At 52.9% G+C, this 16,416-nt stretch carries 9 protein-coding genes; 2 read left to right on the forward strand and 7 right to left on the reverse strand.

The window, feature by feature from the left end; all coding sequences use genetic code 11:
* The 7 genes from KKG35_09530 to pilB form a co-directional block, all read right to left on the reverse strand.
* On the reverse strand, nt 1-1,993 hold a 1,993-nt coding region (locus tag KKG35_09530), incomplete at its 3' end, for an FAD-dependent oxidoreductase (GenBank protein ID MBU1738367.1).
* A 129-nt stretch (nt 1,994-2,122) separates the two neighbouring features.
* A complete protein-coding gene (locus tag KKG35_09535; GenBank protein MBU1738368.1) occupies nt 2,123-3,475 on the reverse strand; it encodes an acetyl-CoA decarbonylase/synthase complex subunit gamma in 1,353 nt (450 codons plus the stop codon).
* Nucleotides 3,476-3,529: 54 nt separating this feature from the next.
* Complete coding sequence (gene cdhC, locus KKG35_09540; protein MBU1738369.1) at nt 3,530-5,734, reverse strand: CO dehydrogenase/CO-methylating acetyl-CoA synthase complex subunit beta; 2,205 nt, start codon at nt 5,732-5,734, stop codon at nt 3,530-3,532.
* Between the two features lie 60 nt (nt 5,735-5,794).
* Nucleotides 5,795-8,440, reverse strand: a complete 2,646-nt coding sequence (locus KKG35_09545; GenBank protein MBU1738370.1) for an acetyl-CoA decarbonylase/synthase complex subunit delta — start codon at nt 8,438-8,440, stop codon at nt 5,795-5,797.
* A gap of 100 nt (nt 8,441-8,540) precedes the next feature.
* Nucleotides 8,541-10,544: an anaerobic carbon-monoxide dehydrogenase catalytic subunit gene (gene cooS / locus KKG35_09550; GenBank protein ID MBU1738371.1), complete on the reverse strand. Its 2,004-nt coding sequence runs from the start codon at nt 10,542-10,544 to the stop codon at nt 8,541-8,543.
* 152 nt (nt 10,545-10,696) lie between these two features.
* Nucleotides 10,697-11,584: a bifunctional methylenetetrahydrofolate dehydrogenase/methenyltetrahydrofolate cyclohydrolase FolD gene (folD, locus tag KKG35_09555; GenBank protein MBU1738372.1), complete on the reverse strand. Its 888-nt coding sequence runs from the start codon at nt 11,582-11,584 to the stop codon at nt 10,697-10,699.
* Between the two features lie 435 nt (nt 11,585-12,019).
* A complete protein-coding gene (gene pilB, locus KKG35_09560) occupies nt 12,020-14,272 on the reverse strand; it encodes a type IV-A pilus assembly ATPase PilB (protein ID MBU1738373.1) in 2,253 nt (750 codons plus the stop codon).
* A 217-nt stretch (nt 14,273-14,489) separates the two neighbouring features.
* Here pilB and pyk point away from each other — a divergent pair, with 217 nt between their 5' ends.
* Nucleotides 14,490-15,926, forward strand: coding sequence for a pyruvate kinase (pyk, locus tag KKG35_09565; protein ID MBU1738374.1), 1,437 nt, complete (start codon nt 14,490-14,492; stop codon nt 15,924-15,926).
* Between the two features lie 197 nt (nt 15,927-16,123).
* Entirely contained in the window at nt 16,124-16,327 is a 204-nt protein-coding gene (locus KKG35_09570; protein MBU1738375.1) for a hypothetical protein, read from the forward strand.
* Nucleotides 16,328-16,416: the final 89 nt, after the last annotated feature.

Raw genomic sequence — 16,416 nt, forward strand, 5'->3', positions numbered from 1 at the left:
AATGAACACATTTTTCATTGAATCTGAAACTGATTTCCCTGGCTCCTCCCTGTTCATCAAAGGAACCGGCAGAAAGTTCGATTGCTCCGTATTCGCAGCTGTTGAAGCATTTCTGGCAGTAGACACATTTGTTCAGATCAACAATGATGGTCGGATGACTGTTGTCTTTGCTGTACAGGGGGGTTGTTGCCATCCCGGTCTTGGTCGGATCAACTCCGAGATCTATACATTGTTCCTTCAGATCACAGCGTTCAAACGCTGTGCAGCCGCAGGAAAGGCAGCGCTTCGCCTCACTGACGGCCATCTTTTCATTGAATCCGAGTTTAACCTCATCGAAGTCCTGAACGCTGATTTCAGGGGGTCTGGTCGGCATCTTTTCTCGGAGTTTGACATTGACTCCTTCAAAACAGCGCAGATCAACGTCATCGAAGGAGCGACCGCGGGTGAAGTTGAAGCGGCTTTCCGCCGGTTCCTTGTCAACCCCCATGATCTGGGCATGGATGTTTTCAACCGATCTGCGCGCGGCCACCACGGATTGAATAACAGACCGCGGACCGCTGGTCACATCCCCTGCGGCATAAATCCCCGGATGGTTGGTCAGAGAGGTTCTCGGATTGGCCTTGATATTGTTTTTCTCAGTCAGCTCCAGAGATTCTTCAAGGGTTCCGCCCGGCAAAGATTTTTCGCAGGCCATCTGCCCGAGTGAGGAGATAATCGTGTCAACCTGCAGGACATTTGATGAGCCGGGGATCGGTTCAGGGTTTCTGATGCCCTTGCTGTCCGGTTCTCCGAGTTTCATGCGGATCAGATCGATATCAAGCCCCTTTTCGGTACCGGTGATCTTGACCGGCGAAGCCATCAACAGAAACTGGACGCCTTCCTTTTCCGCTTCCCGGATATTTCTCTGGTTGGCCGTCATTTCGGTCTTGGCCCGGGGGTAAATGACGGTAACCTCATTCACTCCTTTACGGATCAGCGATCTGGCGACCTCCATGGCGCCGTTGTTCCCGCCGACTACCGCAGCCCTGCGTCCATAGTTACCTTTGACTCCGGCATTCACATCCCGCAGGAAACGGAGCGCGGGGATCACATTCGGGAGATCTGATCCCGGAATTTCAAAAGGCTGGTCAACGGGAGCACCAATGGTAATCAGGGTGGCGTCAAAACCCCGGTCTTTCAGTTCATGAAGGGTGAAATCCTTTCCCCACCTTTTTCCTGCTTCAACCTTGATGCCAAGACGCAGGATGGAGGCTATTTCATAATCAAGGACATTTTTCGGGATTTTGTAATCGGGGAATCCATATCTGAGCATCCCGCCCAGTTTTTTTTCTGCTTCAAAAACCGTGACCTCATGTCCTTTTTTCGCCAGGTAAAATGCACCGGTGAGGCCGGAAGGCCCTCCCCCGATAACCGCCACCTTCTTGCCGGTGGGGCCTTCTTTCGGGATCTTGAGATCGATTTTATGATTCATGCACCAGTCGGCGACAAATCGTTTCAAATGATTGATTGAAACAGGTTCGTCAACCAGAATACGGCGGCACCGGGTCTCGCAGAAACGTGGACAGACCCTGCCCACGGAAAACGGAAAAGGGTTTCTTTCCATGACCAGACGGACGGATTCTTCATACTGGCCCTTGGCAACATGGGCGATATATCCCTGAACATTGATTTGACCGGGGCAGGTCAGATTGCAGGGCGCCTTGCAGTCGCCGAAATGATTCGGGGTAAGGATTGCCAGTCTTTGCTTCCGATATTCCTTGAGCTGCTCGGAATCGGTGACAATCTCCATCCCTTCAATGATAACCGTGTCACAGGAACAGACAAGCTCTTCCCGGCCGGCTATTTCAACAGAGCAGAGTCCGCAAGGGGAAGCGCTCTTTTTGCCGTCGACACTGCAGAATGTCGGAATATGAATATCCGCGCGGCGTGCGGCTTCAAGGATGGTTATCCCCTCCTCCGCAGTGACCTTGTTTCCGTTTATTGTAATGTTCATGTTTTGAAACTTTATCAGTCGAATCCGGCTCCTCCAATCAGGCCCGGACAATCTGGATCAGGGGAGACTTGAGCCTTGCCCCTGAAATGAATTTAATAATTGGAACCGCTGAGAGTCTGTCGCTTTGGATCAGGCTGCCGGCTTCCACTCTTTCAGGAAGGAGGGCAGATGACCCGCTTCACGTGGACCAATGGTGATGGTCCAGCCGGGCAGTTCTTCCTCAAGTTCACCTTTCATGGAGGCGAGATAGCCAGGGATGATCAGCTCCCGGTGTTTCACCTTGTCTTCAACCCCTGATTTCTTGATAAACTGGGCGATCATATCAGACCCGAACTTGCCGGCGGCCCAGGCAGTAAGAACCGAGAGGCCCTCGGTGTCCTTGATCAGAAGCCAGGAAGGAACTTTGCTCCCCTCAATCTCGCCTGAAACGATGAAGTAGGTCAGAGAGAAATTACAGGTGATGAGCACCGGTGAGTTTTCACCAGGCCCGTTCAGCGGGTAGACATTTTCCTCAACAACCATCGGCCGCTGCGGATCGGTGAAAATATTGAGCCTCTCCAGGAACAACGGAAAGAGGATGTCGCCCTGCAGGTCTGAAAGAATAACGATCCCGGCATATTTGGCGATGAGGACCGAGGCGATCATTGCCTCCATCAGCGGATCATCACACATCTCACAGGGGAAGGTGATCGTCGGAAAGCCGAGTGGTTTGAATTTTTTTGTCACCGCTGATTTTCTGGCGACAATATTGTCTTCCAGGGCGGCTCGCATGGTTCTGGCTCCGGTATCGATCACCAGATCCTTCAACCCTGCGGCGATCAGTTTTTCGGCAATCTGAACCGTATTGTCGAGATTGCTTCCCTTGATCCCGAGAGGGCACCCGCACTCCTTGGCTGCCGCAGCCATATCGTCAGCGTTATCCGTGGTCGCGCCAAAAAGAAGTGGCTTGCGATCGCCACAGGCGTTCGCCCCGGCCTTCAGATTGGCGGCGCTGTCACTGATCAGGACAAGCTTGGCATCTGCGGCACCGTCAAGAACCTTCTTGATCAGGGCCGTGAAAGAACCGGCATCATTTTTGGCATCTTTTACCGCGATGATATCTGCCTTCATCTCAACCCCAACTCTTTCGAGGCGAATGGAGTTGAATCTGGCGATGCGTCCGTCAACATCCGCATCCGCCATCTCGGTGGTAACCAGAACACCAATGCCGGTGGGATTCTCAAAACGTTTTTCATGACGGTAAAGGCAGGTCTCACCGCCCATGGTAAAAGTGTTGGCACCACCGAATTTTATGGTTCGGATGGGCGGCGCCGACGCCTCTCCTATCTGCTCTTTGACCGCATCGCTCACGTAAGGACAAACGCCGATCTCAACCTGACCGGCTGCAACTTTCATGGCAAAAGCTAGGCAGGTCGGAATCTCGCATTCCCCGCAATTCTTTTTGGGGAGCATTTTGAGGATCTGTATTCCGGTTAAAGCCATCTTTCTGTTCCTCCAGTAAATATGTAAATTTAATTTTTATAAACGTGTTTGCTGTTAAACAACTGATTCCATGGCTAAAGCCGGATGTCCCTTCTTCTTGAGGAAGTCAAGGATCTCCTCTTCGGTGGTACCGTTCTCTTCCGTTGCGATCATGTCAAAAAGCTCAGGTTTGCCAATTGCTTCGCAGCGTTCTTTCAGTTTGTCGGCGATCTCTTCCTTCATCGCCTTGGGCAGCCATACCACCCTCTCAAGACCTCCTTCGGCCATGAACAGTTTCGGGCTGGTCATGTAATGTTTGCTGACCCCCATAAATCCTGGGGTCTGGGCACCACCGCCGGCCATCCCGGCCAGGGTGGTGAACTTCATGCCGCTGGGGGTCATGCCCATATAATCGCGGTTGACGACCATGATCCCGTTACACTGGGGAAGCATGGCGGCGATTGCCTCAAAGCAGCCGCAGGCGGTCATCGGGTCCGTCATCAGCGAATAGCAGGAAAGGTCGGTGACGGCGCCCCGGGAAGCCTGATTGACGAAATCGTTAATGCCCTTGAAAACGCCAAGCTTTTCGTCAAGACACTCGCCCTTGTCGATGGGCTGGTTCGGTCCGGTGGGGTTGATCTGGTAGGATGCCTTGCCGTCAAGCCAGTTGTAGGCACCGCACATCCCGATCCTTTCCGGGGTGATGATACAGACATGACTTGGCGCAAACGACTGGCACAGGGTGCAGCTGTAAAAGACCTCTTCGGTTTCATCGGTCATGCTGCCGAGGCGCTTATCCCGCTCGGCATACACATTCTTGGCAAGCTCCTGAACCTCTTCAACCTTGTCCTGCTCGGTGTAGATCTTCACCTGGATCTTGTCGATAATAGCCCCGAATTCCTGATGAAGTTTTCCATGCAGAACCTTGCCGAAGTGGGCGAAAGAAAAGCCTTTTTCTACTGCCGCCTTGCCGATCCTGACCCACATGATGTTCCGCTGTCCCATGTGCATGATGCCCTGGATGTAATTGATCAGGTGATGGAACTGTCGTTCAAGGATCGGTTCGAAATCAGACTGCATTTCCCGACCGGCAACTTCAACCAGAATGGCAATCGGCAGATTCTGCCCTTCTTTAATGTCTTTGATATCCGGGCCTTCGACGGTCACCAGGCCATCTTCAACTTCAGACATGTCTTTGGAGATCAGGACTTCGACCCCACTGGTCCGGCCACCGCCGCACTCCATGAAGAGATCATCTTTACGGATCCGTTCCCCTTCGAAGGCCGGACCGAAAGACATCGGGATGTCGATTTTGGAAATATTGACCTTCAGACCGCGAACCTCAATGGCCTTCTGGACGATCTCATCGTGAGGAACATTGCTGACCACATGCTCGTAGGTGCAGACCCCGGTGGGAAGAACCTCCGGAATGTCGTAGTCGGAGATGGTCGGGAAGCCCCAGTTGATCGCACCGGCGGCATTGGCATACCATTCATCTGAAACATCACCGAAGGCCATGACAAAGGCAAAGGTCCGGTCTTTGTTGTACAACAGGTTTCCTCTGTAGTCGCCAGGCTTGATCCCGCCGAAGGCCATGGCGACCCGGCAGGCAAAACCGATGGAGAACACGGCGGAGGTATAGGTCGGGCCGAAGGGAACGAGCCTTGTGTTCCAGCCGACCTGAACACCATCGGCAACCAGCTGGTCGGCCATCTTGACGCCGTTGGTCTCATCATGCATGAAGATGTAAAGATTTTTTTCCTGGAGTTCCAGGGCGATCTTGCTAGCCGTTTCCTTGTCCGGCGGAGCGCCCATGATCGCGGCGAAACCGGGGGCGGTGCCGTCGACGAATTCAACGCCCCTTTTCCTGAAAACGACATCATCGGCGGCTCCCAGCCAGATATTTTTGTCGGTGGGATCTTCCGTTTTGGTATAGAAATTGTTGTCATTCAGATAACGGATTGCCTCGTACATCTCTTCGGCGAAGAAGGTGGCCATTCCGGCATCAAGAGCCTGGGCGAGGTAAGGAAGCCACAGATTGTCGGAAACAACAGGCGGCAGCAATTTCCGGCATTCCTTGAAGATATCCCTCATGTCGCCGAGATTGGCAACCTTGGCGCCGAGCATTGAGTAAATGGTCGGTAGAAAATATGCGGTGTTCGGGAAACCTACTTCCTGATTTTCACCATATTTCTTAATGGCCTCTTCAAAAGTCTCCTCGGCCATGTCGATAATCTTGTGAGCCCCTCTGATGGCAGCTGAACAGATGATCTTGGACATTTGTAACTCCTGATGTTTTAATTTTCCCCAACGGGGGCAACAATAACAAATAACCTGTTATTAACTGATAAGACCGTCGATGAGCGACCTGGTCAGGGCAATGGACTGCGGGTGTCTCATGATCAGAACCTCTCCCCCGGCCATCATCATGCAGGAAGCGGTCATCGCCTCCATCAGAACCCCGCGTCTTTCCTGATCGCCAATGAGTTCGTCGCTCGGCAACCGTGTTTCCTTGGTCTTCCAGACTTCGCGACCGAGGTTGCAGATGAACGGCACCTGGAGCTTCTCATCCTGCTGGGTCATCGCCGCCAGACGGATTCTTTCCATAACGGAGTAGGTGTACTCAATACCGTAGCCGAGCGCGCCGATGGAGGGATCAATGAGGACGGAATTGAGTGAAACACCAAGATTTTCAAGCAGGATATTCAGCTGCTTGGCAAGATTGACATCAATCGGTGAGGCGGCAACCATCGGATGCTGGAAGGCCATGGCGGTTGCGCCGATGGAACGGTAATTGGCGTCCGACAGAGGCGCCAGGCAGACCTTTTTGTCACCGATTCTGGAGGTAATCTCACGAAGGGTTTCCGTGTCTTTCTCGGCATTGTTGCAGCCCCAGAGGATGATCGGGACGTCAACGGCGCTGATGACTGCGGCGGCGTCTTTCGCGGCATCGGCAGAGCTGCGGTTCATCCCATTGGGATCAGTGCTTTCCAGGGAAAGGCAGATTGCTTCGGCATGATAGTCGGCAACGCATTTCTTTGCCCAGTCAACCGGGTTGTCCATCACCCCCTCGAAATGGCGGGTCAGGGTAGTCGGCCATTCGGTGGGCTTAATATCGAGGATATCCATCGCGATCAGAGGTTTGTTCGGCATGGCGCCTTCAAAAAGTTGATAAGGAAGGGTGTTGCTGCCTCCGACTTTGACAATTCCGCTGTCATTGCCAAGCGAGATTTCTCTGATTTTGCCGTTGTATTTTGCAGTATAGTGATCTGCGGGAATTTTGCCGGCCCGGGAAGCAAGTGGAGTCTGCTCTACCGCCAGTTGGGTTGCCGTAACCAGCCCACCACCGGCAGCGGCAACCGGAGCCGGTTTCTTTTCCGGAGCTGCAGCCGTTTTCTTTGTTTCTTCAGAGGCCTTCTTCTCGGCCGCCGCTTTCGCATCGGCCTCGGCTTTGGCTTTTGCCTCCGCAGCTGCCTTCGCCTTGGCCTCCGCTTCCGCTTTGGCTTTTGCCTCTGCCGCTTCTTTTTCCTTTTGCGCTGAATCGTCGGCTTTGCTTGCTGCCGCAGGAGCTTTTGCAGACTCAACCTGAGGTGCGGGAGCCGCTGCTGGAGCCGCCGGAGCTACAGGGGCAGCCGGAGCCGGGGTTGCCGCTGGAGAAATCTTTCCGGCGACACCGACAGGGGGCTCTTTCAGCAATACTGCTTCAGCACCGGCGAAATTGGTCAGGGCCTCAAATTGTTCATCCGAGAGCCCCAATGATTTTTTGAGGGCCTTCAAGCCGGTACGGACCGACTCAAGGGCCAACAACCGTTCTTTTTCATTCATTTCATGTTCTCCTGCATCCTCTGATTCAATACTTGTCTGAACGGGAGCCGCAACAGTTGAAGTTCCGCTCAAGGCCCCGGATGTAAGTCTGGCAGCTTCGGCCTTTGCTTCGGCTATGATCTTTGCAGCCTCGGCTCTGGCGTGTGCCATGACATCATCGGTGGCGATGGTTTCCTTCGGTACCGGTTGCGTATCCCGTATCTCTATCTTGCTCTCTGCGATAACTGTTGCCTGATCATCATCAAAAACCGGTCTGGAGGCAAGTCCTGCCCTCTTTACGATTTCAGGAACCGCACTTTCCCACTCAATAGCCATGATATGGGCACCGGCGACGCCTTCAATTTCCCGGACCTGGTTGATAATATCAACACAGATGTTGATCCCTTCATCTTCCTTGTCTTTAGCCCCTTTCAGACGATTGATGACCTCGTCCGTCACATCCATGCCGGGGACGAAATTCTTCATGTATCTCGCCATCCCGAGGGAGCGTGGAGGGGTGACTCCGGCCAGGATATAGACCTTTTCATGGAGGCCGAGATCTCTGACCATTTTCATAAAATTGGCGAACTTCTCTACATTATAGACAATCTGGGTCTGGATGAAGTCTGCGCCGTTGGCGACTTTTTTCCCTAATCGCGAGGCCCGGTAATTGCCCGGTCCGGCAAAGGGGTTTGCCGCAGCACCGAGAAAAAGTCTGGGTTCATGGTTTTTGATCTCTTCCCCACACTGGAAAACGCGGTCATCCCGCATTCCTTTCACCATTCCCAGCAACTGAATGGAATCCATGTCGAAGACACCTTTGGATCCGGGGTGGTTGCCGAATTTCTGATGGTCGCCGGTCAGGCAGAGCAGGTTTTTCAGGCCAAGAGCGCTGGCGCCCAGGATATCACTCTGCATCCCGATCCGGTTACGATCCCTGCAGGTCATCTGAATGACCGGCTCAACGCCTTCGGACAGAGTGATCAACCCGGCACTGATACTTGACATTCTGACAATCGCGGTCTGGCAATCCGTAATGTTTACCGCATCAACATGACCTTTGAGAATTCGCGCTTTCTCGCGGACCACCTCCGCATTGCCACTTTTGGGCGGACCAAGTTCGCCGGTCACTGCGAATTTGCCGGAGGTAAGAATACGTTCTAGACGGCTACCCGATTTCATCGGTTCAATTATCCTTATTTTATGATTAAATTTGTCGCACAGTCAGTTTCAGGAGGAGCTGCTGCCGAATCTTCTCCCGCCTTCCGACTGGAATAATCCATTACGCATGACGCTGCGGTCCGGTACAGCCAACGTCGCCGATCCCGGAGCCGGAGGACAGATCCCGCCGCATCTCCATGTCGAAGAGAACACGCTCCGCTTTCTTGTTGATGCCGAGCGCCTTTCTTTTCTGCTCGATCTTGTCGATCATGAGTCTCGCGATCTTGATCGGATCCTCTTCGACATTCCAGTGTGCGCCGTAGGTTCCCATCATTCCTTCGGTCATGTATTTGTGGAATTCCTTGGCTCCGGTGGTGGGCAGACTCTGGAATACAACCTGGGCGCCGCTGGCCACAAAGTATTGACCGATCGCCACCGCCTTTTCACTCATATACAATGGTGCAGTGCCGATGGCCGGCAGATCGGAAATATCGTCACCGAGACCACCTTCCCTGACCATCTCGGTTGCGGCAATCAGGATCCGGCTGTTATCCACACAGGAACCCATATGCAGAACCGGGGGCATACCCACCGCCGAGCAGACTTCAGCCAGGCTTTCGCCGCAGAATTCCGCTGCTTCAGGCCTTAACAGACCGGCCTTGCCGAGAGAGGTTGCCGCGCAACCGGTTGCCAGGACGAGAACGTTGTTTTTGATCAATTCCCGGGCGATGATCTCGTGGGCGTCATCGGTGTATTTGTAATTGTCGCAGCCGACGATGGCTGCCACGCCGCGGATTCTGCCGTTGATGATATTGTCATTCAGCGGGCGATAGCTGGAACGGAAACTTCCGCCAAGCATATAGTTGATGGTCTCATGGCTGAAACCGACAATCACATCGAGTTTGCTTGCTTTGGGGATAAAGAATTTCTTGTCCCGTTTCTTGTAGTTGCCGATTGCATGTTTAAGGATTGCTTTCGCACTGTTCAGTGAGTCGTGCTCCTCGAACTGGATGTGGACGGAATCAGGCATTTTCGCCCGATAGTTGGTGGTGATGATATCGGTATGGAAGTTCTTGGCCACCTGGCTTACCGACTGCATGATGCACTGTACATCAACGACCATTGCCTCAATCGCGCCGGTTGCTAATGCCATCTCCTGCTGGACAAAACCAGCGGCAACAGGGATTCCGCGCCGCATCAGAATTTCGTTGCCGGTACAGCAGACCCCGGCAAGATTGATCCCCTTGGCGCCTGCTTTATGGGCCAGCTCCAGGATATCCGGTTCCTGGGCTGCGATACAGAGGGACTCGGCGAGAAGAGGCTCGTGGCCGTGGACCGTCACATTGACCTGGTCCGGCTGCAGGACACCAAGATCAACGGTGGCACGCATCGGGACCGGGGTGCCGAACATGATGTCGGTGAGTTCGGTGGAAAGCATGGAAGATCCCCAACCGTCCGACAGGGCGCATCTGGAACCCTGAAGCATCAAGTTGTGATATTCCTGGTCGACGCCCATATGGGTCCGGTGCATCATTTCGGTCACTTCACGATCAATCCCGCGCGGTTCGACCCCGAGTTTCTTCCAGAGAGCCTGTCTTTTTTTCGGGGCCCGTTTCAGCATGGTGAGAGGTTCGTCATCCTGGCTGCCGAACTCCGCAAGGGCCTTTTCACCGAGTTCCAGAGCGATTTCGTTCTTGTCACGACCTTCGGTCTCAATGCCGAATATTGCCGCGATTTTATGAAGCTTGTTGACGTCTTTGATCTGGTGTTCGGTCTGGCCCTTGGCGGTGGCGATAAATCCTTTCACCATCTCCCGGGCATGGTCGGTATGGGAGGCGGAGCCGGCGGCAATGATTCTGGCCAGGTTTCTGGCCGCGACGGTATCGGCTGTGGCGCCGCAGATCCCGATCATCTCCTCGACCCCGTCGATGATCTGGCATGGACCCATGTTGCAGTTGCGGCAACAGGTGCCGCTGGAACCGAACAGACAGGCGGAGACACCTCTTGCTTTGATCCTGTCGTAGGCGGTGACTACGTTCTTGGCGATATCCTGTTTGAGGACATCCAGAGTGGACTGGCAGGTGATGTCCGTGCATCCTTCGCATTCATTTCTTTTGACAGCCATCTTGTACCTCTAATGAATTTTGTCGTTTACCCCAGAGTCGGTTGCGTCGTTCTGAGCAGCAACCGATTTGCAGCGGTATTTATGAATATTCAAAACTAATAACCTAATGCCGAAAATCAGACAAGACAACTCTGAAGACGGCGCGGCAGTTTTTAAACGAGCCCTGCTTTCTGTTTGGCGGACTGGACGGTATTTTTCATCAGCATGGTGATGGTCATCGGGCCGACCCCGCCCGGAACCGGCGTGATAAAGGAGGCTTTTTCCTTCACCGTCTCAAACTCGACATCACCCGCCAGAATCGCTTTGCCGCTTTCACTCATGCCGATCCGGTTCACGCCGACGTCAATAATGACGACCCCGTCTTTCACCTGATCGGCCTTGACCAGATTCGGGACTCCAACGGCGGCGATCAGAATGTCGGCCCGTTTGGTGTGAAAATCGGTGTCTTTGGTCCTGGTGTGGCAGAGGGTGACTGTTGCATTGCCGGCGGCTCTTTTCTGCAGCATCAGATTGGCCATCGGTTTGCCCACGATGTTGCTGCGGCCGAGGATGACGACTTCGGCCCCGCTTGTTTTCACCCCGCTTCTTTCAAGCATTTCAAGGATGCCGTGGGGAGTGCAGGGCAGAAAACATTGTTCGCCGAGAACCATTTTCCCGACATTGACCGGATGGAAACCATCGACATCCTTGTTGGGGTCAAGGGCGTAAAGAACCTTCCCTTCGTCGATATGCTTCGGAAGAGGCAGCTGGACGAGGATGCCGTGGATTTTGTCGTCATGATTGTATTTTTCAATGGTTGCCAGGAGTTCTTCCTCGCTTGTATCGGCCGCAAGATCGACCTGTTCGGAGTAGATGCCGATCGCTTTGGCGGTCTTGCCTTTGGCGGTTACGTATGATACCGAGGCAGGATCTTCCCCGACAAGGATTGTGACAAGGCCGGGGGTGATGTTATGCTTTTCTTTCAGTTCGGCGACCTCGGCGGTTAATTCTTCACGGATGGCCTTGGCTATTTCTACGCCGCTTATAATCTGAGCACTCATTCAATTACTCCTTAAAAGTATCATTTCACTGGTTGTGGGTTTCCCGATCCAAATGCTGATTTGAACAATAAATCGGTTGCTTACAGAGATGCCTCAGAAGGCATAGCACGAGCGCCGGGCAGAAGGTGGCCGCCCTGAAATTGGAGCCCATATAAGGAAACGAAATTTGTAATTCAGCTGAAAAAAAATGAATCGCCATTCATATCTTGGTCAGAACTGGCAAATATACTTAATAAATTTATTAATTTCAAGAGATAAAGAAGATTAACTTTTCCCTGACATATTGAGCAAATGGAGGGGTTTTGCCGGAATTTTTAAAGACGAGTTTTAAGAAAAAAGGGTTTTTTGAGAGAATGATTTTCAGCAGTCCGGAACAAAAAAATATCGGTTTTTCTGCTTGAAGTCAAAAAGCTGAAAAATTAATTGTTGAATGCATCAGGAGGTGGTGTCTGTTTTACGGTTCTGGGCGAGCTTGACAATCATGTTGTTGGCCTGAGACAGTCTCTGGACGACAGTCTTGAACAGATGTTTGCTCACTTCCGGATAATTCTCGATGAGTTCAAGAATCTTATCACCGGGGAACCTCTTAATCACCGAACGGCCCTTGGAGATGATGCTGGCAGATCTCGGTTCTCCGGAAAGGGCCGACATTTCACCGAAATATTCTCCGGGCTCCATGATCACGGCAATTTTCTTGCCGTTACTGACAACAGACACCGCCCCGGTGACGAGTTTGAAAAAATCCTTGTCGGTGTTGCCCTGGCGGATAATGTAGTCTCCGTCTTCATAGTTTTCGACATCGGGGTTCACCAGGTAGGCCGGCAGGCTCTCTTCGGTCACCACGGTTTTGCGCAAAACCTCTTCGATACTGGTGACCCCCTGGATGATTTTCTTGATTCCGGCCTGCCGCAGAGGGGTCATCCCTTCGTGAATGGCCACTTTCCGCAACTGGTCCTCGGGGACTTCGGCGTTGATCGCCTTGGAAACCTCGTCAGTGATTTCCATCAACTCGAAAAGGCCCACCCTGCCCTTGTACCCTCCGCCGTTACATTTCGGACACCCTCTCGGGCCAAAAATTTTGAGGCCGGCCAGATCTTTCTCGTCAAAGCCCATGGCGATCAGTTCTGGATCACTGTACTTATGGGTAACCTCCTCCTTGCATGCCGGGCATAACTTCCGTGCCAGTCTCTGGGACAGGACCATGGTGAGCGAAGAGGCGAGCATATACGGCGGAATGCCGATGTCGATCAGCCTGCCGATGGTGGCCGGGCAATCGTTGGTATGCAGGGTGCTGAAGACAAGATGTCCGGTCATGGCCGCTTTGATGGCGATTTCCGCAGTTTCCATATCCCTGATCTCGCCGACCATGATAATATCGGGGTCCTGGCGCAGGAATGCTTTCAGGGCGGCCGCAAAAGTCATCCCGACTTCATTGATGACGTTTACCTGGTTGATCCCCTTGAAGTTGAATTCCACGGGGTCTTCGGCAGTCAGGATTTTTGTCTCTTCACTGTTCAGTGAATTCAGGGCGGAATAGAGGGTCACGGTCTTGCCGCTGCCGGTAGGACCGGTGACCAGCAGCAGTCCCTGGGGCCGGTTCAGGCATCGTTTCAGCATTTCAAAGGTTTCATGCTCAAACCCGAGTTTGGTGAGATCAACATTCAGGGAACCTTTGTCGAGAATTCGCAGGACAATGCTTTCCCCGAAAAGAGTCGGCAGGGAGGAGACCCGGAAATCAACGGCCCTGGACTTGCCCAGGCGAATCTTGATTCTGCCGTCCTGGGGAACCCGACGTTCCGTAATATCAAGGTTTGCCATGATCTTGATTCGGGAGTTCAGGGCATTCTTGATGGAAAGGGGCAGATTCATCGACTTGAAAAGGGCCCCGTCCAGACGATACCTGACCTGTAATGATTTCTCGTATGGCTCGATGTGAATGTCGCTCACTCCGTCCTTGACCGCTTTGATCAGAATGCCGTTGACCAGTTTGATGATCGGAGCGTCGGAAGCGGAAAATTGACTGTCATCATCGTCATCGCTGCCGAAGCCTTCGATCTCGTAACCTTCAGCCGCCTCGGAGGCCAGGGCGCCGAAATCGTCGATTCCGACGACCTCGTCATCTTCGGTAGCCGCCATGCCGGCATTTTCACCGAAATGGCGCTGGTACTCTTCATCGCTTAATCTGTAATAGGTCCGGTAGGCATTCAGAATCTCCTTTTCCGAAGAAACACCGACCGCAAGTGGCCGTCTCAATTCATTCTGGAGGCTGTCGACGGCGGCGGAGTCGGTCGGCTCGACCATGGTGATCTGCAGGGTTTTGCCCAGCAACCGCATCGGGAACGCCATGTATTTTCGCGCCAGCTCAAAGGGCATCAGTTTGATTGCTTCTTCCTTCGGAGTCTCTCTGGAGATGAAGATGGCGGGGAAATTAAGGGTCCTGCTCAGTACATTGAGAATGGTGTCGTCTTCCACATAACCGAGCTGCAGCAGGATCGAGCTTAAGCGCTGTTTGGTTTTGCCCTGCAGGGCAAGCGCCTCTTCAAGCTGGCGGCCATTGATCTGGCCTTCTTTTCTCAGGAGTTCGCCGATTTTGAGCCTGCCGGCGCCGGACTGATCTTTAACAGAGGCTTTAAGGCTTGATTTGGTGCTGTTCTCCGACTTGCTTGCCTGATCTTTTTTTTCGGCCATGATAGTGTTGTCCTGAAAGTCGAATAGAAATTGATCATAGGAAGAGATAGATCTTGAATTTACCTTATATTGACGGGCATTTACAACACAAACCTGCCCGGCATAAAAAAAGAATGGTGATTGAGATGACGGCGCCAAACTGCAAGTTATCATTTGACTTTCCCGCTCTGTCCTGTGCTACCCTGTAACAGATTGGAAATCTTAAAAGAGGACACTGATGACCCGCCATACGAAAATAATTGCCACCATCGGACCTTCCACGGCAAGTGAAAAGGATCTGCTGGCCCTGATGAGGGCTGATGTGAATGTCTTTCGGCTTAATTTTTCCCACGGCAGTACCGAGGGGAAAAGAGCGGTGATCAAACTGGTGCGGCGGATTGCCGAAAAAGAACGGAGGGTGGTCGCTATTCTCGGCGATCTGCAGGGCCCGAAGATCAGGACTGGGGAAATGAAAAACGGCGCCCTGGAACTTCTCTCGGGCAGCGAGGTCAGGATCACCACCGATACCGCGATCGGCAAGGAGGGTTTTATTCCAACCAGTTACCACAATCTGCCGAAGGATGTGCAGGATGGCGACCGGATTTTGATTGACGACGGCGCCATCGAACTGAAGGTGAAAGAGGTTGACGGCGATGAGGTGATCTGCCGGGTGGTGATCGGCGGCACCGTAAGAAATCACAAGGGGATCAATCTGCCGGGGGTGGAGGTCTCCTCCCCTGCCCTCACCGATAAGGACCTGGCAGATGTGGCGTTCTGCGCCGCGGAAGAAATCGACTTTATCGCCCTCTCTTTTGTCCGCAGGGCTGATGATATCGTGCAGCTCAGAAAACATCTGCAGTCCCTGCGGAGCGAAATCCAGATTGTCGCGAAAATTGAGAAGCCGGAGGCGATTGTAAATTTTGATGCGATCCTTGCGGCTGCTGACGGGATCATGGTGGCCCGGGGGGATCTGGGGGTGGAAATCAATCCCGAGAAGGTGCCGCTGCTGCAGAAAAATATCATCGCCAAATGCAACCGGGCCGGGAAACCGGTCATCACCGCAACCCAGATGCTGGAGAGCATGATCCATAACCAGCAGCCGACCCGGGCCGAAACCTCGGATGTGGCAAACGCCATTCTCGACGGGACCGATGCGGTCATGCTGTCGGGCGAAACGGCGATCGGGCTCAACCCGCACAAGGCGATCCGGGTGATCAACCGGGTGGCCCTGGATGTTGAAAAAAATTCACCACGAGGCGCCACTCTCCTCTTTCCTGATGGTAAAGTAGCGGCAAGCGGAACGGTCAGCGCCACCGAGGCGATCGGCCAGGCGGCCTGCCGGGTGGCTCTGGAAGTCAAAGCCAAAGCGATCCTGGCCTTCACCCAGACCGGCAACACCGCAACCCTGGTGGCAAAATACCGGCCACCGGTCCCGATCTATGCCGTCACTCCTTCCCTCAAAGTGCAGCGGCGAATGTGTTTGAGCAGCGGGGTCCGCGCCCTGGTCGTGGATTTCCAGGGCAGCACCGAAGCGCAGATTGACGAAGTCGAGTCGGCGGTGCTCGCTTCCGGAGTCCTCAAAGAAGGCAGTCTGGTCGTCATCACCATGGGCAGCCCCCTCTCCTCCCCCGGCACGACCAATCTCCTGAAAATCCATCAGCTGACCGGACGTTGATAAATCGGAAGTGGCTGAAATCAGCAGTGGTAATTATCGTGGTTGATGAAGTAGGCATTGCCGTCTTCGAATTTAAAAACAATTCTCCACCTGTATTTCCAACCTCAACTTTCTGAGTTTAGTGCAGCATTAATTACAAACAACCCTAATACAAGTTACCCGTATAACAAAAAGTATTGGGGCTCCGATGATTTGCCATGGTTAGAAAAAAATCATGTGATCTTCAAAAGACGATTGACGCTGTTGAGGATTTTAACTCTGCCATACAGCCACCAATTCAAGCTCTTGCCGAGGAAGTTATCTGGGATGTACATCCAGTATTGGGAATTGGTGCTAAGGCCATAAATTTTAGGTTCATTCGTAAAAAAGTTGAAAATCAATCAATGGCTGTAATTGCATGAAAAAGAAAAAGCATCGGATTTAACCAACTTTGTTAAGGTTTTGTTTCCCGACAGAACCATGACAGAGAGGAGAAATCCGATGCACCTCA

This window comes from Pseudomonadota bacterium (assembly GCA_018823285.1).
Taxonomy (GTDB): domain Bacteria; phylum Desulfobacterota; class Desulfobulbia; order Desulfobulbales; family JAGXFP01; genus JAHJIQ01.